Origin of the sequence: Corynebacterium provencense (assembly GCA_900049755.1) — a bacterium.
In the GTDB taxonomy this organism is placed as follows: domain Bacteria; phylum Actinomycetota; class Actinomycetes; order Mycobacteriales; family Mycobacteriaceae; genus Corynebacterium; species Corynebacterium neomassiliense.
This window is the reverse complement of record LT160592.1, coordinates 488,819-510,383: the sequence shown is the minus strand read 5'-3', so window position 1 is coordinate 510,383 and position 21,565 is coordinate 488,819. Positions and strand designations below refer to the sequence as shown.

The 21,565-nt window shown below is 68.0% G+C and carries 18 protein-coding genes; 8 read left to right on the top strand and 10 right to left on the bottom strand.

Features of this window, described 5'->3' with window-relative positions:
• Positions 1-121: 121 nt before the first annotated feature.
• The 3 genes from BN3906_RS02310 to BN3906_RS02300 are packed head-to-tail and all read right to left on the bottom strand — an operon-like array spanning position 122 to position 2,990.
• Entirely contained in the window at positions 122-1,315 is a 1,194-nt protein-coding gene (locus BN3906_RS02310; RefSeq protein ID WP_078057048.1) for an ABC transporter substrate-binding protein, read from the bottom strand.
• An 11-nt stretch (positions 1,316-1,326) separates the two neighbouring features.
• Positions 1,327-2,109, bottom strand: coding sequence for an amino acid ABC transporter ATP-binding protein (locus tag BN3906_RS02305; RefSeq protein ID WP_066583594.1), 783 nt, complete (start codon positions 2,107-2,109; stop codon positions 1,327-1,329).
• Positions 2,106-2,990, bottom strand: a complete 885-nt coding sequence (locus BN3906_RS02300; RefSeq protein WP_066583592.1) for an amino acid ABC transporter permease — start codon at positions 2,988-2,990, stop codon at positions 2,106-2,108. The genes BN3906_RS02305 and BN3906_RS02300 overlap by 4 nt, the downstream gene beginning before the upstream one ends.
• A 345-nt stretch (positions 2,991-3,335) precedes the next feature.
• Between BN3906_RS02300 and BN3906_RS02295 the strand changes: the two genes are divergently transcribed.
• From BN3906_RS02295 to BN3906_RS02280, 4 genes are all read left to right on the top strand, one after another.
• Positions 3,336-4,004, top strand: coding sequence for a GNAT family N-acetyltransferase (locus tag BN3906_RS02295; RefSeq protein WP_066583589.1), 669 nt, complete (start codon positions 3,336-3,338; stop codon positions 4,002-4,004).
• 194 nt (positions 4,005-4,198) lie between these two features.
• Positions 4,199-5,095: an SDR family oxidoreductase gene (locus tag BN3906_RS02290; protein ID WP_066583585.1), complete on the top strand. Its 897-nt coding sequence runs from the start codon at positions 4,199-4,201 to the stop codon at positions 5,093-5,095.
• Between the two features lie 116 nt (positions 5,096-5,211).
• On the top strand, positions 5,212-5,766 hold the full coding sequence (locus BN3906_RS02285; protein WP_066583578.1) for a type 1 glutamine amidotransferase domain-containing protein: 555 nt from the start codon (positions 5,212-5,214) through the stop codon (positions 5,764-5,766).
• Positions 5,763-6,575, top strand: a complete 813-nt coding sequence (locus BN3906_RS02280; RefSeq protein WP_066583575.1) for a helix-turn-helix domain-containing protein — start codon at positions 5,763-5,765, stop codon at positions 6,573-6,575. The genes BN3906_RS02285 and BN3906_RS02280 overlap by 4 nt, the downstream gene beginning before the upstream one ends.
• A 56-nt stretch (positions 6,576-6,631) precedes the next feature.
• Here the strand turns inward: BN3906_RS02280 and BN3906_RS02275 are convergent, their stop codons facing one another.
• From BN3906_RS02275 to BN3906_RS02260, 4 genes are all read right to left on the bottom strand, one after another.
• A complete protein-coding gene (locus BN3906_RS02275; protein WP_066583573.1) occupies positions 6,632-8,788 on the bottom strand; it encodes a PTS fructose transporter subunit IIABC in 2,157 nt (718 codons plus the stop codon).
• A gap of 40 nt (positions 8,789-8,828) precedes the next feature.
• Positions 8,829-9,821, bottom strand: a complete 993-nt coding sequence (locus BN3906_RS02270) for a 1-phosphofructokinase family hexose kinase (protein WP_066583563.1) — start codon at positions 9,819-9,821, stop codon at positions 8,829-8,831.
• A complete protein-coding gene (locus tag BN3906_RS02265) occupies positions 9,818-10,591 on the bottom strand; it encodes a DeoR/GlpR family DNA-binding transcription regulator (RefSeq protein WP_066583561.1) in 774 nt (257 codons plus the stop codon). Before BN3906_RS02265 ends, BN3906_RS02270 begins: the two co-directional genes overlap by 4 nt.
• 194 nt (positions 10,592-10,785) lie before the next feature.
• Positions 10,786-11,124: a chorismate mutase gene (locus BN3906_RS02260; RefSeq protein WP_078057046.1), complete on the bottom strand. Its 339-nt coding sequence runs from the start codon at positions 11,122-11,124 to the stop codon at positions 10,786-10,788.
• A gap of 183 nt (positions 11,125-11,307) precedes the next feature.
• Between BN3906_RS02260 and BN3906_RS02255 the strand changes: the two genes are divergently transcribed.
• Positions 11,308-14,202 (top strand): UvrD-helicase domain-containing protein, encoded by a 2,895-nt coding sequence (locus BN3906_RS02255; RefSeq protein ID WP_078057045.1) that lies wholly within the window; start codon positions 11,308-11,310, stop codon positions 14,200-14,202.
• A 171-nt stretch (positions 14,203-14,373) separates the two neighbouring features.
• Here BN3906_RS02255 and BN3906_RS02250 read toward each other — a convergent pair whose 3' ends face one another.
• Positions 14,374-15,102, bottom strand: coding sequence for a M23 family metallopeptidase (locus BN3906_RS02250; protein WP_110481144.1), 729 nt, complete (start codon positions 15,100-15,102; stop codon positions 14,374-14,376).
• Positions 15,103-15,587: 485 nt separating this feature from the next.
• Between BN3906_RS02250 and BN3906_RS02245 the strand changes: the two genes are divergently transcribed.
• The 3 genes from BN3906_RS02245 (at position 15,588) to purH (ending at position 19,390) form a co-directional block, all read left to right on the top strand.
• Complete coding sequence (locus BN3906_RS02245) at positions 15,588-17,018, top strand: cell division protein PerM (protein WP_066583558.1); 1,431 nt, start codon at positions 15,588-15,590, stop codon at positions 17,016-17,018.
• A gap of 181 nt (positions 17,019-17,199) precedes the next feature.
• A complete protein-coding gene (gene purN, locus BN3906_RS02240) occupies positions 17,200-17,790 on the top strand; it encodes a phosphoribosylglycinamide formyltransferase (protein ID WP_390620327.1) in 591 nt (196 codons plus the stop codon).
• Positions 17,783-19,390, top strand: coding sequence for a bifunctional phosphoribosylaminoimidazolecarboxamide formyltransferase/IMP cyclohydrolase (purH, locus tag BN3906_RS02235; RefSeq protein WP_066583556.1), 1,608 nt, complete (start codon positions 17,783-17,785; stop codon positions 19,388-19,390). Before purN ends, purH begins: the two co-directional genes overlap by 8 nt.
• Here purH and BN3906_RS02230 read toward each other — a convergent pair.
• Together BN3906_RS02230 and BN3906_RS02225 are read right to left on the bottom strand one after the other, a co-directional pair.
• The gene (locus BN3906_RS02230) at positions 19,362-20,876 is read right to left on the bottom strand and encodes a phytoene desaturase family protein (RefSeq protein ID WP_066583554.1); all 1,515 of its coding nucleotides are present in this window, start codon (positions 20,874-20,876) and stop codon (positions 19,362-19,364) included. The genes purH and BN3906_RS02230 overlap by 29 nt on opposite strands.
• Positions 20,873-21,487 (bottom strand): TetR/AcrR family transcriptional regulator, encoded by a 615-nt coding sequence (locus tag BN3906_RS02225; protein ID WP_066583551.1) that lies wholly within the window; start codon positions 21,485-21,487, stop codon positions 20,873-20,875. Before BN3906_RS02225 ends, BN3906_RS02230 begins: the two co-directional genes overlap by 4 nt.
• Positions 21,488-21,565: the final 78 nt, after the last annotated feature.

Genomic DNA, 21,565 nt, shown 5'->3' with positions numbered 1-21,565 from the left:
CTGCTCCTCACATCCGGGGTTGTTCGAAAGATTCGGCCGCGGCGTCATCTCAGAGGCACCCAGAGAAGATTGAAACCGAGACTTACCCCGATGCGGACGCCCCACCGCACCCGCGGGTAGGTCAGGCAGTGCGGGGCAGACCCGGGGGATTCACATTGACCTCGCTGACCGCTTCATTCGCGAGTCCCCAACGGTCCAGGATTTTCCGGTAGGGGTTCCCGTTCGCGTCGGACTGTGCTGCCCGGAGGACGGTGGCCACCGGCTCGATCAGGCCGTTGCCTTTCTTCGTCGCGGCTCCGATGTCGGCCGATCTGGGCCAACCTCCCGGCACGATGCCTGCCAGGACCGTCTCGCCGGTGTTGCTGGAGGAGTACGCACCCTGGGCATTGGGGCCGAAGGTGGCGTCGATGCGTCCTGACGCCAATGCCAGCTGAGCAGCCGCGGTGTCGTCGTAGTACACCAGATGAGCCTCTGGTCTGCCGTCGGACTTCAGTTCCTCGTTCCAGCGGAGCAGTACCTCCTCCTGGTTGGTCCCTGAACCGACCGCTATGGTCAGGCCACTGATTCCTCCGGAGTCGGTGATCTGCCGGCCGTCGTCGAGCTCCGAGCCGGATTTCACGTAGAAGCCGAGGAGATCCTGCCGGTAGGTCGCGATGTCGAAGATGTCGAGTCGCTCCTCGGTGACGGTCACGTTGGAGGTGACCAGGTCGTACTTTCCCGAGGAAACCCCCAGAGGCCAGTCTGCCCAGCTGACCGGCACGAGATTGAGTTCCAGTCCGAGCCCGTCGGCGATGAGTTGGGCGAAGTCGACTTCACTGCCCAGGGGAGTGGTGTTGTCGTCCTCGGCGAGGATGCCCAGCGGGGCGGCGCCGAGGTTGGAGGCGACAGTGAGTTTGCCGGGGTTGACCGGGGTGAATCCGCTGGCGCGGAGCTGTTCGACGGCGTCGGGAACCTCATCCGTCCTGGGTCGCTCGGCGGCGTTACGGGAGCTGATGTCGAAGCCTGATGACCCGGCTGCCCCTGTGGAGCCGGAGGCGAGGGTCGGTTCGGCAGCGGTGGAGTCAGCCCCACCGGAGTTGACGGCGACGGTGACTGCGCCGGCGACCAGGGCCGCGACGATGACGCCACCGCCTGCGAGTACTGCCCTCTGCCTTCCGCTGAACCTGCTCCTGCGCGTCCGGGGCGCCGGGTTCCCGGGCGGTGACTCCCGCCGGGAGTTCTGTGGGGACGCCGGGGACGCGGGAGGTGTGGCAGAAGAGCCCGTGGCTCCGGTGCGCGGGTCGGACGGATCAGGGGAGTTGTGTGGAGTGGTCATGGTGTCTCTTTTCACAGGATGCTGTCGATGAAGCGTCGGGTCCGCTGGTGGGTCGGGTGGGTGAGAACCTGCTCCGGGGGGCCGTCCTCGATGATCTCCCCGTCGCTGAGGAAGACGATCCGGTCGGACACCTCCCTGGCGAAGCCGATCTCATGGGTGACGATGATCAGTGTCGTGCCCGAGTCGGCGAGGCCACGGATCACGGCCAGTACGTCGCCGACGAGTTCCGGGTCGAGGGCACTGGTGGGCTCGTCGAACAACAGGACGTCGGGGTCAAGTGCGAGGGCGCGGGCGATGGCGACCCTCTGCTGCTGACCGCCTGAGAGCTGGCGGGGGTAGTGGTGTGCCTTGTCCGCCAGACCGACATCGGCGAGGAGCTCGGCCGCCCGGGCCAGTGCGGCGTCCTTCGGGAGACGGTGGAGTGCCACGGGAGCCTCTGCGATGTTTTCTGCCGCAGTGAGGTGGGGAAAGAGGTTGAAGTTCTGGAAGACGATGCCTACACGTGTCCTCCGTCGAAGGACTTCGCGGGCGGGCAGCTCGTGGAGCCGGTCGCCGTGGCGCCGGTAGCCGATGTACTCTCCGTCGATCGTGACGGAGCCGGAGTCCACCGTCTCCAGGTGGTTGATGGTGCGCAGCAGGGTCGACTTCCCGGACCCGGAGGGCCCGATGAGCGTGACGACCTCGCCTGGTTCGACGGTGAGGGAGACGTCGGTGAGCACCCGGTGTCCCGCGAAGCTCCGGGAGACCTTGTCGATCACTATCCTCCCGGATTGAACCGGAGTTGTGGTGGTCATGGTCTCACCGTGCTTTCGGTGTGCTCGGTGTGCTCGGTGTTGCCGGTGCCCGCGTCCCGGTCGCTCCTGCCGTCCCTGTCGTCGAGCGAACGCCACCATGCGGTGACGGCCCTGCGGGTCCGTTGCCAGGGAGTAGGGGGAAGTGTTCTCTGCGTTCCGCGGGAGTAGCGGCGCTCGACGTAGAACTGGATGACGGACAGCACCGTGGTGAACACCGCGTACCAGGCCACGGCGACCATGAGCAGCGGTATCGGGGTTGAACTGCGGTTGTAGATGACCTGGACGGTGTAGAACAGCTCCGGCAGTGCCACGATGAAGACGACAGAAGTGCCCTTGATCTGTCCGATGATCTCGTTGAACGCATTGGGGACGATCGCCCGCGCGGCCTGCGGCAGGATGATGCGGAAGAAGCGGCGTCCTGCCGGGATGCCCAGTGCGGCCGCAGCCTCCCACTGGCCCTGGTCGACAGAGAGGATTCCGCCCCGGATGATCTCGCAGGAGTAGGCGGCCTGGTGGAGGGTGAGTCCCAGGGCGGCGGCGAACCAGGCGGAGATCAGCGAGGTGGTCTGGAACTCGACGAGCCAGTGGTCGCCGGTGAACGGTGTTCCGAGTCCGAGGGTGGGGTAGAGGTAGCCGAGGTTGTACCAGATGAGGATCTGCACCAGGATCGGTACCGACCGGAAGAACCAGATGTAGCCCGCGGCCGCGGCATTGAGCACCGCCGAATCCGAGAGCCGGAAGACCGCGAGGACGCCACCGAGTACGAATCCGCCGAGGATGGACACCGCAGTGAGTTCGAGCGTGAGGCGCAGTCCGGCGAGGATGGCGGGGTCGAAGATGTAGCGGGCGAAGACGTCCCACCGGTAGTTGGGGGTCGTCACGAGCGACCAGATGAACTGCGCCAGGAGGAACAGTACAAGGACTGAGACACCCCACCGCCACCAGTGCCGTTGCCGGACGACGGTGAGCGCCTGTGCGTGGTCAGCGGGGGCGGGTGGTGTGCCCGGTCTTGACTCCGTGCCGACTTCTGGGCCGATTTCTGGGCTGGCTTCTGGATTAGGTCCTGGGTTCCCGGGTGGGGCGGTTCCGGTGAGTGTCATGGGCGCTCACACTAAGGACAGGCCGTGCACAGGGGCAAGGAATCCACAGGTTATGAATCGTTCGGAGTGAAACTACGGAGTGGAACCGGGGACATGCCGGACCCCTCCGGGGTTAGGCTGTGCGCCATGACTGACACGATCATTGTCGCCGGGACAGATTCCCCCGAGGCCGCCCCGCTGGTCGCAGAGCTGGATCTCGAGTACGCCTCCCGGTACGAGGACTACGAGGGCTTCGCCCGCGACGAGGACGCCCCCGAAGAACTGGACCTGTTCCCGCCCCTGGTGTTCGAGCAACCCCTCGGTACCCTCCTGCTGGTCCGACGCGACGGCCAGACTGTCGCCGGTGGTGCCTTCATGTACCTCGACGAGGAGACTGCCGAGGTCAAGAGAGTGTGGACATCGTCGTCCCACCGGAGGGAAGGACTGTCGCGCCGGGTGATGGCCGCGTTGGAGGCGGCTGCGGCAGACCGGGGCTACCGGCGCATCTACCTCACCACCGGGCCACGGCAGCCGGAGGCGGTGGGCCTGTACCGGTCTCTGGGGTACACCCCGTTGTTCGACCTCGACGCGAACTGGGAGGACATCGCCCACCTGGCGTTCGAGAAGGAGCTGCAGGGCCGATCCCCGGGCCCCGGAGTGTCTGAGAGGGTGGGCCCGGAACTGGCGGACCGCGCCGCCCGCCAACGTGCCGCGGTAGCGGCGACCTACCGATGGCGTGAACGACCGGCCGTGCGGTTGGGTGGGGTGGACAGGCCGGAGCACCGTTCCCGGGGTACCGCGGTGCCGGCGGAGTGAGGCGTCCTCCGGGGACTGTGTGACCTTCCCGCGGGGAGCCGGGGTGCCCCGGGCACAGGGTGGTACCGACAGTCCCAGGACAGGCGGGCGTCCGCCGACACACACTGGACCTGGACCTGCCGGCATCGTGACCGGTCGGAACTGACACTGCGGGAAGAACGCCGCAGTACGACGACCACAGGAAGAAGGACGCCATGGACGCTGCAGCCCAGACTTACCTCATCACCGGAGCGGGGAGCGGATTCGGTGCCGAGATCGCTCTCCGTCTCGCGGCGGAAGGGCATGACGTGATCGCGGGAGTTGAGATTGCCCCGCAGGTCACGGCCCTGAGAGCGGAGGCCCGGCGCCGGGGTGTGACACTGCGGGCGGAGAAACTCGACATGACCGACAGTGCGGACCGCGAGAAGGCGCTCGGGTGGGATGTCGACGTCCTGTTCAACAACGCGGGCATCGCCGAGGGTGGCTCCACCGTCGACATCCCCGCCCATGTCCTCCGCCGTCAGTTCGAGGTGAACGTCTTCGGCCCGGTGCTGCTCACCCAGGGCATCGCCCGGCAGATGGTCGAGAAAGGAGCAGGCAGGATCGTGTTCATGTCCTCGGTCGCGGGACTGACGGTGGACCCGTTCACCGGCGCGTACGCCGGGTCGAAGCACGCCGTCGAGGCTTTCGCCGACGCACTCGACCAGGAGCTCGCCGAGTTCGGCGTCACAGTTGCGACGGTGAACCCGGGCCCGTACCTCACCGGATTCAACGACATGATGTTCGAGGGCTGGAAGTCCTGGGGGAGCGGCACGGCCCCGGAAAAGGCCCCGGAAAATGCCCCGGAAAAGGCCCCGTCACTGTACGACTACACCAGACTCGCCTTCCCCCACGAACAGTACGATCCCGCCGAGGTGGTCGACGTCAGTGTCGAGGTCCTGACCGGCAGAGACACGATGTACCGGCACGTGCTTCCTGCGGACACGGTCGACAGTGTCCGCGACCAGGTCGATGCACAGTGGTCGCGGACCCTGAATGACGGGACCCGTCCGGAGCTGGTGGACACCGCCTTCGACATCGAGCCGTACACCCCGGTGCAGAACCACGGCTGACCGGGTACACAGGAAGGTGGACCGCCGGAAACCGGACCGCCGGGATCCGGGCCAGCAGAATCCGGGCTGCCGGGATCCGGGCCACCGAACCGAACGTCACAGCAGAGGAGCTGAACATGACCGGAGTACTCATCATCTCCACCAACTACGGCACCGAAACCGACGAGATCCGACGTCCGATCGAAGCATTCAAGGAGGCGGACGTGCCTGTCACGGTAGCTTCCGTCGACGGCGGTGAGATCCGTACCGTGGTCGGCGACAGGGCTGAGGGACCCGTGGTCGACAGTGACACCACCCTGGCCGAGGTCGCGGCGTCCGACTACGACCTGGTGGTCATTCCCGGCGGTACCGTCAACGCAGACACCCTGCGCACCGACCCGGACGCCCAGAGGATCGTCCGGGGGGCGGCGTCCGCGGGAATCCCCGTGGCAGCCATCTGTCACGGACCGTGGCTCCTGGTCAGCACCGACCTTGTCGTCGGTAAGACCCTGACCTCCTATCCCAGCCTCGCCGTCGACGTGACCAACGCGGGAGGAACCTGGGTCGACGAAGAGGTGTCGGTGGACCCCACAAACGGGTTCACCCTCGTGACCTCCCGTACCCCGGACGATCTGCCGGCGTTCATTCGGGCGGCCTCCGAGGCCAGGGACGCACGGGTGAAGGATGAATGACCGTCCCTGACCCGGGGAACTACCGGAAGGACGCCGTCTCCGGTTTCCTCCGCGACCGCAGGGCTCGGTGTGACCCCGATCCTGCTTCGCCGGTCTTCGATCCGGTGAGTGACCGCAGGGTCGCCGGTATGCGTCGGGAAGAGGTCGCGTGGGCCGCCGGGATCAGCATGGACTACTACGTCAAACTGGAGCAGGGCAGGATGCTGAACCCGTCACCGGCGGTCCTGGAGAACATCATGGACGCCCTCCGGCTCAGTGACCTGGACCGACGCTACCTCGGACTGTTGTTCGGTGATGCTGTTGCGCCGGTCACCCGCACCACTGCGCAGGAGAGCGGGCGGGCAAGATCAACCCTCGACGAGGTCGCGGCACAGTTTCCGGACGCGACCATGCGGCATCTGCTCGACCGTGACCTCGGACTCGTGCTCGCCGACGCGCGCACCCGGGAGATCATGTTTCCCGGCTCGGGGGAGGCTCCGTCGCAGGTGTCACTGGTCGACTACATGTTCTCCCCGGCCTACCGGGGCTTCAGCCGCAGGGTGTACGTCGACTGGAGGGACAAGGCGGCGGAGGTGACCGGACTGGTCCACATGAAGATGGCCACGGGTGTTGCGACGGAGAATCTGGTGTCCACTGTCGCGAGGCTGCTCGGGGACCCTGCATTCCGTCGGCTGTGGACCTGTTACGAACCGTACGAGAACACGTCGGGCAGCTGGCGGGTGAGCATCGACGGCAGGGTGCGGACGTGCCGCTACATCACTGTCACCGCCCCGGATGACCCGGAGCAGTCACTGGTGATCTATCGGTGACCTGCCGACTCTCCCACCGTCCGTCCGGTGTGCGTCCACGCCGGGGTGGTGGGGGTTCAGGCGGGCACCGGGGACGTCGCGTCACCGGATTTCGTGGCGTCCTTCCTGGCCGTGACCTGTTTGACGACGAGCACCGTCACCGCGGAGACGAGAGTGCCCGCGATCACGGCGATGACGAAGCCCCAGGCGTTGTCCATCAGCGGTGCGACCCAGAATCCGCCGTGCGGGGCACGGCTCATTGCCCCGAACTGCATGCTGAGTGCACCGGTGACGGCTCCACCGACCATCATCGACGGGATGATGCGCAACGGGTCCGCCGCGGCGAAGGGGATTGCCCCCTCAGAGATGAAGGACGCCCCGAGCAGCCAGGAAGCTTTGCCGTTCTCGCGTTCCTCACGGGTCCACATGTGGGGCCGGACTGCAGTGGCCAGGGCCAGGGCGAGCGGAGGAACCATGCCGGCGGCGATGACGGCGGCCATGATCTTCAGTGCGGCGTCATCGCCGGTGGACAGCCCCGCCGTGGCGAAGAGGTATGCGGCCTTGTTCACCGGGCCCCCGAGGTCGAAGCACATCATCAGTCCGAGGACGATCCCGAGCAGCCACGGGGTGCCGTCGGACATGGAGGTCAGCCAGTTCTGGAGACCCTCCATCACCGCGGCGAGCGGCCGGCCGAGGACGAGGAACATCGACGCCGCAGTGATCAGTGTGGCGACCAGCGGGATGATCACCACGGGCATCATCGAGGCGAGCCAACGCGGTGCCTTGTACGACTGGATCCACAGTGCCGCCAGCCCGGCGATGACGCCGGTGATCAGGCCTCCGATGAAGCCGGCCCCGACGGTCACCGAGATTGCTCCGCCGACGAACCCGGGGACGATTCCGGGGCGGCCCGTCAGGGCGTACGCGGTGTAGCCGGACAGTGCGGGGACGAGGAATCCCATGGCGGTGGTGCCCCCGCCGAAGAGTACCGCCCCGAGATACAGGAGCATTCCGGAGCGGTCGGACGTGAAAGCCTCGGTGCTGCCGTCCATCTCGTAGCCGAGGTGGCCGGGCAGGTTCCACAGGGAGTAGTCCTTGACGGCCGTCTCCCAGACATTGGAGACGTTGTAACCGCCCAGGAGGAACCCGAGAGCCATGAGCAGGCCGCCGGCGGCGACGAACGGGACCATGTAGGACACCCCGGTCATCACGGCCTGCTGGATACGGGTGCCCCAGCCGACCGGGCTCTGCTCTGTGTCATCGCCGGCCTCTTCGTCCCCGGACGCGGTGACCCGACTCGGGTTCTCGGCCGTGGAGGCGGCGACGGCCCTGTCGAGCAGCTCATCGGGGTCGGAGATCCCTTTCTTGACGGGCACGTCGACGACGGGTTTCCCGGCGAACCGGGCGATGTCGCGGACAGCGACCCCGTGGGCGAAGATGACCGCGTCTGCCTCGGCGATCTGTCGGGCGGTGAGTTTCTCGTTGCCGGAGGAGCCCTGGGTCTCGATGACGAGGTCGACGTCGTCCCGTTTGGCGGCGGCGTTGGTGAGTGCGTCGGCCGCCATGTAGGTGTGGGCGATCCCGGTCGGACAGGAGGTCACCCCGACGATCTTCGTGACCTTCTTCGTCGGGGCCTCTCCGGCGTCTGCGGCGTCTGCGTCGTCCCCGGTTCTCCCGGTGCTGCCAGCGGCGGTGCCGGTGGAGGACGCCGCGGCCGACGGCCCGGCCTTCTTCTTCCTCGCGTTGAGCTTCTCGGTGACCAGCGCGACGATCTCATCCTCGGAGGAGGCCGAGCGCAGTGCCTCGACGTAGTCCTTCTTCACCAGGGACCTGGCCAGGGTGGACAGGATCTTCAGGTGCTCTCTGCCTGCCCCGGCCGGTGCCAGGATCATGAACACCAGGTCGGCGGGCCCGTCATCCGCCCCGAAGTCGGTGGGGTTGGACAGTCGGGCGACTCCGAGTGACGGCGCGTCCACCGCGGTGGTGCGGCAGTGGGGGATTGCGATGCCGCCGGGAAGGCCCGTGGCGGCCTGTGCCTCGCGGGCGTGGATGTCGCCGAGCAGGACGGTGGCGTCCGATGCACGGCCGGCGGAGACCTGCAGGTCTGCCAGCGTGGTGAGGACGACGTCCTTGTCCGCCGGCAGTCCGGCGTCCAGGGAGACGAGTTCGGGGATGAGGAGGGGACGCCCGGCGTCCGGTCCACCGGTGTCGGGGGTGTTCGTCGGTGTGGTCATGATGTGCTCCTGGTGTGAAGTGTGGCGGGGGTGTGGTGGCTCAGCGGATCTGGCGGGGTTCCGGCAGAAACGTCGGCAGGTCCGTGGGGGAGGGGAGGGTGGTGCCGGGCAGGGTGACGGCGGCGGATCCGTGGGCGACGGCGAGCGCCAGGCGTTCCGACGGTTCCAGTCCACGGACTGTCCCGAGGAGATAGCCGGCGAGGGTGGAGTCCCCGGCACCGACAGTGGACACGGCGTCCACCGCAGGGCTCGGGCAGTACCAGGCGTGCCCGTCGGCCGCGAGGACCGCTCCGGCGGCTCCGAGACTCACCACGACCGTGGTGAAACCCCGTCCGGTGAGGCGGCAGGCTGCGTCAGCGACGACGGTGAGGTCACCGGCCTCGGCCGCTGCCTCCATGGCGTCGCCGTCGGAGGACTCTCCGCCGAGGATCTGGGCTAGTTCGTGGGAGTTGGGTTTGATCAGGTCAGGTGTTGCAGCAGGGTCTGTGCCGGCGACTCTGACGAGTTCGGTCAGGGGAATGTCGGAGGTGTCCACGGCGACCTGCAGGCCGTGGGCGTGGGCCGTCGAGGTCACTGTCGCGTACCAGTCACCGGGGAATCCGGGGGGCAGTGAGCCTGCGAGGACCAGCCAGTCACCGGGCGCCGCCTCTTCTCCGAGACGTCCCAGTTCAGCCTGCAGCTGTGTTGCGGGGTCCGGCAGCCCGTCGCCGCCTGTGCCGCCGGGTTCGTTGATCTTGGTGGTGGTGCCGTCGGTGTCGACGACGGTGAGGTTGACCCTGGCGTCCGCACCCCCGGTGAACCGTGTGGGGACGCCCAGCGCGGCGACGAGCCCGGCGAACCGGCCGCTGGCCGGTGCGGGGACGACGGAGAGCACTGCTTCACCTGCCCGGTGCAGGACGGTGGCGACATTGACCCCCTTTCCTCCGGCCTGGTCGGTACCGGAGACAACCCGGTTGACACCTCCGACGGTCAGGGGGCCGGCGAGGACCCTGGTGCGGTCGATACTGGGGTTGGGGGTGACGGTGACGATCATGCGTGGATCACGTCCATTCCGAGACTGGTGAGGGACCGGATGACAGGGTGCTCGGCGGGAGCGTCGGTGACGAGGATGTCAACCTCCGCCGGCCGGGCGAAGGAGTACAGCAGTTCCTCGCCGAGTTTCGTGGCGTCCACCAGTGCGACCCTCGTGCGTGCGGAGTGCACCATGGCCGCCTTGGTCTGCCCCTCCGAGGGGTCGGGTGTGGAGAGTCCGAACTCCACGGTGAGACCGTTGGCACCGAGGAAGGCGACGTCGGCGCGCAACCGGCTGAGGTCGGAGACGGCGTCCGCCCCGACGACGGCCTGGGTGACACCCCGGACCCGGCCTCCGACCGTGCGCAGGAGACGGTGGTCGGCGCTGGACAGGTTGTGTGCGAGGACCAGGGAGTTGGTGACCACGGCGAGTTCGGGGAGGGCGAGGATCGGTTCGGCCAGCAGTGCGGTGGTCGTCCCGGAGTCCACGATGACCGATCCTGTGGAGGGCAGAAGCTCGGCGGCGGCGGCGGCGATCCGGGACTTCGCCCCGCGGGAGTGCTGTTCACGCTCGGTGACGGAGTTCTCCGTGTCGCTCCTGCCCCCGGACCTGCGGTAGGGGACCGCCCCGCCGTGCACCCTGGAGATCCGGCAGGCGTTCTCCAGGGCGACCAGGTCCCGGCGCACGGTTTCGACGGAGACGCCGTGGTGTGCGGCGAGGTCGGTGACGGACATACCGCCGCTGGAGAGGATCTCCTCGGCGATGGCGTCCTGCCTCAGCTCGGCGTACATCCGTGGTCACTTCCTTGCCTCGTGAAAAGCTCTCAGAAGTGATTATCTGTGGAAATGCGTGGATAGTCAAGGAAAATTTGGGACACTGCGGCCGAAAATGGTCATGGACAGTCACGACCGGTCAAGAACAGTCACGGTGAGGGTGTGTGGGGACCGGCTGTGGCCGGCTGTGGCCGGCTGGGAACCGGCCGGGACTATCTGCCGAGGTGACCCCGACCCAGCTGCAGCAGTGCATTGGCGATCGGCACACCCTCGGGCCCCAGCTCGTCACGGAACTGGTTGAGGATCGCCGTCTCGCGCGCGTAGACGAGTCTGGTCCCGCCGGAGGCTTTCCTGGTCTGTCCGATGCGCCGGGAGATCTCGGAACGCCGCTTCACCGCGTCTATGATCGACCGGTCGAGCCGGTTGATCTCCCGGCGGTACTCCTGGATCTCGGCGTCCGACAGCGGGTCATCGGTGCCGCTGCTCAGGGTCTCGTTGACGGAGGCGTTCGCCGCCTCGTTCCGGGGGTCCACGTTCCGGGGGTCGCTCATGACCGGTAATTCTAGCGTTGCCGCGACGTTGTCACTGACAGGGTGCTGACGATGCACTGATATTCACGAAAGGCCCCGTGCCTGCTGGCGTTCCTCACCCGGCTTCTGACCGGCCCCCCCACCCGACCCCGTGACCAGCACGGGGAAATGACGTCCGGGCGGGTTGTAGGGTGGACAGAGCCTATGCACAGACCACTGTCGACAGACAGTCCCACAGAAGATCCCACAGACACTTTCGAGGAGCACCCCACCGTGAATCCGGGCACGTCCGACCACTCCGCTGACGGGCAGATCCCCGTGCCAGACGTACCGGAGGACCTCTTCGGCGGGGACGCCGGTTACGACGCCCCCCCACCGGAGGAGGACCTGCCTCCGGAGGACGCCGGAGCCCTGCTGGACAGCTTCGCGGAGGATTTCGTGGACTCGGTCGCGCATCTCGCCCCGCTGCCCGAGGCCCCGGCGACAGACTTCCGGGCGTCTCCCTTCCACGTTTCGCCGTCGTCCCCGGACGTCGGTGCCGGCCCCCGGGACGCCGGCCACCGCACCCCGGAAAGTGCACCGGCAGGACGCCCCGGTGCGGCACGGGAGGAGCTGCTGCTCCGGGGCCTCAATCCCGCTCAGCGGTCGGCGGTCGTACACACCGGCTCTCCTCTGCTCATCGTCGCCGGGGCCGGTTCAGGGAAGACGAGTGTGCTGACCCGGCGCATCGCCTGGCTGCTGGCACACGGTGTCGCTCCGTGGCAGATCCTGGCGATCACCTTCACCAACAAGGCCGCCGCCGAGATGCGTGAGCGGGTCACAGACCTGGTGGGTCCGGTCGCCGAGCGCATGTGGATCTCCACCTTCCACTCCCTGTGCGTCCGGATTCTGCGGGCGAACGCCCAGCTGGTCGAGGGGCTCAACTCGAACTTCACCATCTACGACTCCGACGACCAGAAGAGGCTCATCACGGTCGTGCTCAAGGAGCATGACTGTGACCTCAAGGAGTTCGCGCCCCGGGGCGTTCTGACCGTGATCTCCAACTGGAAGAACGAACTCCAGGGCCCGGCCGAGGCCCTGCGGGAGGCGCAGGAGGACAGCAACCGCCATCGGGAGCAGATAGCGCTGGTGTACCGCGACTACCAGTCGCGGCTGCGCGAATCGAATGCGGTGGACTTCGACGATCTCATCGGCGAGGTCGTCACCATACTGAGGACCCGTCCCGCCGTCGCCGAACACTACCGGCGGCGGTTCCGCCACATCCTCGTCGACGAGTACCAGGACACCAACCACGCCCAGTACGTGCTGGTGTCCACGCTCGTCGGTGACGGACAGGACGCCGGGGAACTGTGTGTCGTCGGTGACGCCGACCAGTCGATCTACGCCTTCCGGGGTGCGACGATCCGCAACATCGAGGAGTTCGAGCGTGACTACCCGCACGCCGAGACGGTCATGCTCGAGCAGAACTACCGCTCCACGCAGAACATCCTCTCGGCGGCGAATGCGGTCATCGCGCGCAACCAGGGACGCCGGGAGAAGAAACTGTGGACCGATGCCGGCGACGGGCCGCTCATCGGCGGCTACGTCGCCGACAACGAACATGATGAGGCACGGTTCATCGCCAGGACCGTCGACCAGCTCGTCGACGACGGTGACGCCACCTACCGTGACATCGCGGTGATGTACCGGACGAACAGCGCCTCCCGCGTCATCGAGGACATGCTCATCCGGTCAGGAATTCCTTACCGGGTGGTGGGGGGTACCCGGTTCTACGAACGCCGGGAGATCCGGGATGTCGTCGCCTACCTGAAGGCCCTCGACAATCCGGAGGACGCCATGGCCCTCCGCCGAATCATCAACACACCGCGCAGGGGTATCGGAGACCGTGCGCTGTCCCGTGTCAGCGTCCACGCCGAGAACACGGGCGTCAGTTTCGCCGACGGTCTGCGTGCCGCCGCTGCCGGCGAGGTGCCCGGTCTCAGCGGCAGGGGGCGTAACGCGATCGCGGGATTCCTCGAACTCATGGACGGGCTGCGTGACGCCCTCCCCGGTCACCTCATGGAGGCCTCCGACGGGACGTCACTGGGAATACCGGATCTCGGAGCGGTGATCAGGGACGTGCTCAACCGGACGGGTTACACGGAGGAGCTTGAGAAGTCGAACGATCCGCAGGACGGTTCGCGGCTGGACAACCTCCATGAACTGGTCTCCGTGGGACATGAGTTCTCCCAGGAAGCGGCGAACCTCGCCGCATACGAGGCCATGCCCGACAGTGCCGGGGGCACCGCCGCAGGTGTCCCCGACGCCGGCGACCGAACTGACGGTGACGGGGCTGCCGGTACCGCCGGCTCGGTGGACGCCGTGCTCGCCGAAGGAGAGGCGGAACCGGGCAGTCTGCAGGCCTTCCTCGAGAGGGTGAGCCTGGTGGCGGATGCGGACCAGATCCCGGGAGAGGAACAGGACCTGGTCACCCTGATGACACTCCACACCGCGAAGGGACTGGAGTTCCCCGTCGTCTTCCTCACCGGGTGGGAGGACGGCCAGTTCCCCCACCAGCGTGCCCTCGGCGACCCGGAAGAACTGTCCGAGGAACGCAGACTCGCCTACGTGGGGATCACACGGGCCCGCAGACGTCTGTACCTGTCCAGGGCGATGACCAGGTCCGCCTGGGGGACACCCACGACCAATCCTCCCTCACGTTTCCTCTCCGAGATCCCAGGTGAGCTCATCGACTGGATCCGTGAGGAGCCGGTCCCCTCCTGGGGGTCGGATTTCTCCGGAGGAACAGGTTTGCGCGTCGGAGCGGCCTCTGCCGGAAACTGGGGAAGGGACGGCACCGGTCAGGGTTTCCGTGGTACCCCCTCATCACGGGGAACCGGTACGGAAAAAACGCGTCGGCGTCAGGGGACCTCACCGCTGGGTGGCGGCACTCCGCTGGAACTGGCTGTCGGCGACCGTGTCAACCACGACAAGTACGGTCTGGGGACCGTGAAGACCGTCGACGGCTCAGGGGTCCGTGCCACTGCCACGATCGACTTCGGGGCCAGCGGAACGGTCAGGCTGATGCTCATCGGCGGAGTACCGATGGAGAAGATCTGAGCGGGTCCGCACCGTGCCGGGGCACTCCCGGACGACGTCAGCGCCGCACCCCGCGAGAACGGGGTGCGGCGCTGAAACTCTGCGACACAACGTCCGTCGGTCACAGACGGCAACGGGGCTGACTGCAGAGGACGACCGCGGGTCCGGTGGTCAGACCCGTCCGGGTGGGGGTCAGACCTCCACGCCGCGCTCGGCCAGCCAGGTCTTCGGGTCCACAGCGTTGACACCGTCGGGGTAGACCTCGAAGTGGCAGTGGGGGCCGGTGGAGAAGCCGAGGTTCCCGACTCCGGCGATCTTCTGGCCGGCGACGACCTGCTGACCCACTGTCACATCGATGGTCTGCATGTGACCGTAGACGGTGATGGTGCCGTCGTCGTGACGGATGCGGACCCAGTTACCGAATCCGGATGCCGGGCCGGCGCTGATGACCTCACCGGCCTGGGCGGCGACGATCGGGGTACCCAGAGGGGCAGCGAGATCGATGCCCTTGTGCATCGTCCCCCACCGCACCTCGAAACCGGAGGTGAAGGTACCGTCGGTCGGCTTCACGGTCTGCGGGGTTCGGGAGAGAAGGTCGGAGGCGATTCTGGCGGCGTTGAAGTCGAGGGTGCTCGACAGCTGGGCGCTGAGATCCTGGATCTTCTGCACCGGGGGCACGGCCAGGATCTGGGCTGCGGACTCGCGGGAAGGCGTCGTGGAGGAACCCTGGGCCAGAACGCGGGAATCCGCGGCGAGGGTGACGGTGGCGTCCCCCTGCTCCGCGGACTGGACGGTGGCGGCGCCGGCTCCGGCAGCGCCGGCGGTGGCGACTCCGGTGACGGCGACAGCTGCGAAAGCCATCCGACGCTTGGCCGAGGTATCCATCTTCCGGTGGCCTGCGGGCCGTTGCGCTTCAGTCATCGTCTGCACTGTCTCCGTAACTGTTGATCCAGGGCCGTCCACCCTGCGTCCTGTGACATTCCGACCACCATTTCGTGACCGGATCGTTATCTGACGAAGATGAACTGTAACCGGACGGGGGCCCGGAGGCAACCCGTCCCCGGAAAAAAGTCACGTTTCGGTATCGGACCGGGGGTGCAGGCAACGGTACCCGTAAGGGGACACGCGGTACCCGCTGCAGACGTCCCGGACCGGTCAGCATGCACAATAGGACAGGTGAACAGTGAGTTGTCTCCTATACACATCTAGATGCGTATACGAGACAGTCCTTGCCTCGCGAAACGCTCTTAGAAGATGTGAAAAGGCCGGAGGACCGGCGCCGACGGGCCGGGTCATCCGGCTCCGGCACACCGGCCACGCCCGCCGGTTTCCGGAGACTGGAGCGTCACCAACCTCCGGAGCACAACAGTGGTGACAGCGGCAGGGGCAACGGCGGGGACCGTGCCATGGACCGTGCCAGGGACAGTGCGGCGGCCTTTGTCGACGGCGCACACGGCAGCGAACTGCGCGGCCGTGTCGGTTCGGCACAGGCGTCCCGTCCCGCCGCGTCACGCACCGGCAGGTGGAACACCTTCACCGAGGTCTGGGGTCCCCACATCCGTCGGTTCGCCCCCGGACTTCTCGCCAACCACGGCGTGACTGTCGCCCTGGCTGTCGCGGTGGCCGTCATCCTGGCCGTGGGCACGACGTTCAGGGCGGTCCCGGCGTACATCGGTTCACTGTGGCTGGTGGCCAACCTGGCGCCGTTGACGGTCAGCGGAGCTGATCTGGGGGTGGTGCCGCTGCTGCCCGCCGTGGTGGTCCTCTACGCCCACTCCCGTCGGATACGGTCCGCCTGCGGGTCGACGGTGACGGTGCGGGGCATACGGACGCTGGCAGCCCTGGGCGTGGGGATCCCCGCCGTGCTCACCGTCATCGCGTGGCTGATGGTCTGGGACGCTTCCCATGTATTCGATGTTGCCCCGCCCAACCTCTTCCACGCGCTGGTCACGACGGTGCTGGTCAATGCAGGAGCTGTCGGTGCAGGGCTGGGGCCGAAGATCTGGCGTGCACTTCTGCTGCGGCGCGGGCTGCCGACGTGGCCGGTCGAGTCCGCGATGCTGGCGGGTCGATTTGTCACGGTCATGGTCGCCGCCGGCGCCGTGGCTGTGGGCGTCGGGCTCCTCGTCAACCATACGGCGGTGGGGAGGGCCTACGACATCGCCGGCGGGTTCGGTGGCGTCCTCGGCCTCACCGTCCTGAGCATCCTCTACTTCCCTAACCTTGCAGTGGGGGGCGCGTCGGTGCTCATGGGCGGGGAAATGCACATCGGGGAGGGGAGTACCTCGCTGTTCGCGGTGACGAACACGACTCTGCCGCCGCTGCCGGTCCTCGCGGCGGTGCCCAACGACCCTGTCCCGCTGGGCCCGGTGCTTCTGATCGTGCCCGCTGTCCTCTCCGCCGTCACCGTCTACCGGTGGTTCGCCGGCCGCCGGTTCATCGAGTCTCCGCTGTTCACCGCCGTCGGTGCGGGGATCTGCGCTTCGGTCGCCGGAACTGTGCTGTCCTGGGTCGCGGGCGGCGACCTGGGGTACTACGGTTCGACCGGACCCCTGCTGTGGCTGGCACCTCTGCTGTTCCTGCTGTGGCTGCTGCTGCCGTCCCTGGTGGTGTTCGGATGGGTGACCCTGAAAGGGAGGAAGGTCACGGAGTCTGCCGGGGACGAGGTGCCGGAGTCCGGCGGATCGGCCGACGGCCGGGCCGGAGGCACCGACGCACCCGGGAAGGCAGGCGACACCGGGGACGTCTCGGACGGTGACGGGGGTGCCGGTGAGGCCGGGGAATCCGGCGAGGACGGCGAGGACGGTGGGGCCGGCGGGGCCGCGACGGGCCGGTGAACCTGCTGTCAGTGTGCCCTGACGGTCCGGTGTACTGCTGCACGCCGTAGAGTAGGGGAACGTGAGTGAGTCCACACCCCCGGAGACGACGGAAGAGTCACAGACACACGTGCCGCCCGCCTCGGGCAGGCCCCTGCGGCTGGTCGTCCTGACCTCCGGTGAGGGCACACTGCTCCAGTCGATGATCGACCGTCTCGACGACTCCGTCGAGATCGTCGCGGTCGGCGCAGACCGCCCCTGCCGGGCCCTCCGGCGGGCGGAACAGGCCGGTCTCGACACATTCCTGGTGGCTTTCGACCCGTCCGGACAGTCCGGACTGCGTGGCCGGAGCGGCCGGGCGGGTACCGCCACGGTCGACCGTGACGCCTGGAACCGGCGTCTCGCCGGGGAGACTGCGTCCCGCCGGCCTGACATCATCGTCAGCGCCGGTTTCATGCGCATTCTCGGGTCAGAGTTCATCGACCGGTTCCGGGGGAGGATCATCAACACCCACCCCGCACTGCTTCCGGCGTTCCCGGGGGCCCATGCCGTGGAAGAGGCACTCGCCTACGGGGTCACACTCACCGGATCCACCGTGCACCTCGTCGACGACGGGGTGGACACCGGACCGATCATCGCGCAGCAGCCCGTACCTGTGCTGCGTACCGACACTCGGGCGACCCTCCACGAACGGATCAAGACGGTGGAACGGCAGCTGATCGTTGACGTCCTGCACCGTACGGCCCGACACGGCTACACCATCGACGGACGAAAGGTCTGGATCAATGACTGACAACACCACCGACCCCGGGCAGGACGCCGGACGCCGACCGATCAGAAGGGCCCTGGTCAGCGTCTACGACAAGACAGGCCTGGAGGATCTCGCCAGAGGACTTCACGCAGCGGGGGTGCAGATCGTCTCCACCGGATCCACGGCCGCGCGCATCGCGGACGCCGGTGTGCCGGTGACCCCGGTCGAGGAGCTCACCGGATTCCCCGAGTGTCTGGAAGGCAGGGTCAAGACCCTCCACCCGCGCGTCCACGCGGGAATCCTCGCTGACACCCGCAAGCCCGAGCACCTCGCGCAGCTGAAGGAACTGGGTGTGGAGCCGTTCGACCTTGTCGTCGTCAACCTCTACCCGTTCACGGAGACGGTCGCCTCCGGTGCGGACTTCGACGCCTGTGTCGAGCAGATCGACATCGGAGGACCGTCGATGGTCCGTGCCGCGGCGAAGAACCACCCCTCGGTCGCGGTCGTGACCGACCCTGCGGAGTACGCCAACGTCCTTGCCGCGGCCGGGGCCGGCGGGTACACGCGTCGTGAGCGCACCCTGCTGGCCACCCAGGCGTTCCGGCACACGGCGTCCTACGATGTCGCCGTGGCCACCTGGCTGACCTCTCAGACCGCTGAGGGCGAGTTCGGGAAGTTCCCGGAGTGGATCGGTGAGGTCCATGAGCGGGCCCACACCCTGCGCTACGGCGAGAATCCCCACCAGGCCGCGGCGGTGTACACCACCCCGGGTGAGACCGGCGGGCTCGCGAACGCCGAGCAGTTCCACGGCAAGGCGATGAGCTACAACAACTACACGGACGCGGACGCCGCCTGGCGTGCCGCCTGGGACCACCGGGACCCCTGTGTGGCGATCATCAAGCACGCGAACCCCTGCGGGATCGCCGTCGCCGCGGATGTCGCCGCCGCCCACCGGGCAGCCCACGCCTGTGACCCCGTGTCCGCGTACGGCGGAGTCATCGCCGTCAACCGTCCGGTCTCCGTGGAGATGGCGGAGCAGGTCGCGGGAATCTTCACCGAGGTCATCGTGGCACCGGACTACGAGGACGGGGCTGTGGAGGTGCTGAGCAGGAAGAAGAACATCAGGATCCTGCGCACCGACGCCCCGGTGCGCGAAGGGTCTCTGGACCACAGGCAGGTGTCCGGAGGCCTGCTCGTCCAGGAGACCGACCTGGTCGACGCTGCCGGCGACGATCCGTCGAACTGGACCCTCGCCGCCGGTGAGGCCGCCGACGAGGCGACGTTGGCGGACCTGGAGTTCGCCTGGCGTACCGTGCGTGCGGTGAAGTCGAATGCGATCCTGCTCGCGAAGGACGGGGCCACTGTCGGGGTGGGCATGGGTCAGGTCAACCGGGTGGATTCCGCGAAGATCGCCGTCGAGCGGGCCAACACCCTGGCCGGGGACGAGAAGCGCTCCGAGGGCGCGGTCGCGGCGTCCGACGCCTTCTTCCCCTTCGCGGACGGTTTCGAGGCGCTCGCGCAGGCGGGTGTGAAGGCTGTCGTCCAGCCCGGCGGGTCGGTGCGTGACCAGGAGGTCATCGACGCCGCGGTCAAGGCCGGCGTCACCATGTACCTCACCGGTGAGCGGCACTTCGCCCACTGACGGGGCCGCGCAGTGCGCGTTCCGCGGCGTTCATGCCGCACATGAAGTGCACCCCACCGCCGGGGGCGGTCGAGGACGAGCAGAGGTACACCCCCGGCACGCCGGTGTCGTAGGGGTGCAGCAGCCGGGGGCGGGCGACCAGCTGAGGCAGGTGGGAGGCTCCGCCGGCGATGTCGCCGTCGGCGTTGTTGGGGTTGTGGGACGCGACCGCCGACGGGGGAGAGGCGGTCCAGGCGGTGACACGGTCACGGAATCCCGGCGCCGCCCGTTCGATCTGTTCGGTCACCAGGTCGAAAGTCTGCCGGGGAGTACCCTCCCACCCTGCGGGGACGTGGGAGTAGGCCCACACCGGGTGGAGCGCACGACCGTCGCGGACCACGCTTCGGGACGGGTCGGCCAGCCACGGCTGTCCGACGAGGGTGAACGGGTGTTCCGGCAGTCGACCTGACCAGCACTCGCGTTCGGCGACGGCGACCTGTTCCGCGGTCCCCCCGAGGTGGACGGTGACGGCCTGTCCGGCGGTTTCGGCCGGGTGGCCGCTCCACGGCACACCACCCTCGACGACACAGTTGACGACGGCGACGGCCGGGCCGCGCCGGAACCTCCGCCAGGTGCGGGCGACATGGCCGGGCAGCCGGTCGCCGAGGATCTTCGCCGCCGCCTCCGGGGAAGTGTCCAGCATGACAATGTCGGCGTCGGCCACCTGGCCGAGGTCGGTGACCGGGGTGTCCGTGACCACGGTTCCGCCCAGTGCCCGCAGCTGACGGACGAGGGCGTCTGCGACGGTCTGTGACCCTCCGACGGCGACCGGCCAGCCGGCCGAGTGTCCGGCGACGGTGAGCATCATGCCTGCGGCCGAGGACGCCGGCATGTCCAGCGGGGTGAAGGCGTGCGCGGCGACGCCGGTGAACAGGGCGCGGGCCTCGGGGGAGCGGAACCGGCGGGCGGACAGGGTCGCAGGGAGACCTGCCTGCACACCGAAGCCGACGAAGACCGGGGGATGACGGGGCAGATGGACCACCGGTCGGAGGAACTCCCCGGTGACCGTGCCCGCTCTCTCCGCGAGCGGGCCGAAGGTGGCCTTCCAGACCGCCCCGTCGCGCCCCGGCAGTCCGGACGCCGTCTGCGCCACCGAGGTGTGCAGGGCGGCACTTCGCCGGTTGTCGAGGACATGGACGGCGTCGAGCGGTGCGGTGGCGAACCGGAGTCCCCGGCCGGTGAGGGAAGGACCGAAGAGCCGGAGGAACGGTGACGGCTGTGCCAGGGGGAATGTGGTGGCACACCGGTCGTGGAGGACGCCGGAACTGTCCGTGGAGCTGCGCAGGCCTCCTCCTGCACCGGAGGCGGCCTCGACGACGGTGACCTCCACTCCTGACCGGGCGAGCACGAGTGCGGCGGCCAGTCCGTTGGGGCCGGAGCCGACGACGGTCGCGGTGCGGGGAGGACGACCGGGTCCACGGCCCGGGCTGCAGGGGTGCACGGTCATCCGTTCCTGGTGATTCCGGCGTCGAGGATCGCCGTCCAGGTGGCGGTGGTGGTCACACGGTGTTCGGTGTTGTCGACCAGTACGGCGCCGAGGCCCAGGCCGCGGGCGAGATCGATGGTGGTGCGCAGCAGTCGCCGGGTGTGGCGGTCGGTGAGGTCGGCGTCGAGGGTGATCGCCAGGAGCTGGTAGACCTCGCGGGCGAAGCGGGTGTCGGCGGCGACGATGAGGTCGCGGAGTTCGCCTTCGGGGCCGGCGGCCGCGGACCAGACGTGGAGGGCGGCGCGGAAGGAGCCGCTGCTGAACGACTCCACGACCAGCGTCACGACGTCGCTGACCGGAGCGCCTCCGGGGCCGGGGGGAAGCTCTGCGACGGCGGTGCGCAGCTGCTGGGTGAGGTCGGCGTAGAACTGGGTGACCGTCGCCTCGATGAGGGCGTCCCGGGTGGGGAAGTGGTGCTGGGCTGCGCCGCGGGAAACCCCGGCTTCGGCTGCGACGGCACTCACACTGGTGCCGCGCAGCCCTTCGCGGGTGAGGATCGTCAGTGCTGCGTCGAGCAGGGAGCGCCGGGTTTCCCGGCTGCGTTGCTGCTGGGGGGTCGGGGTGGGGCTCACGGATTCTCCTCGGGGCGTCAGTCACCGGCAGTTCTGCTTGCTCAGACGAGTATAGAACGAACAGAAGCCACCCCCGAA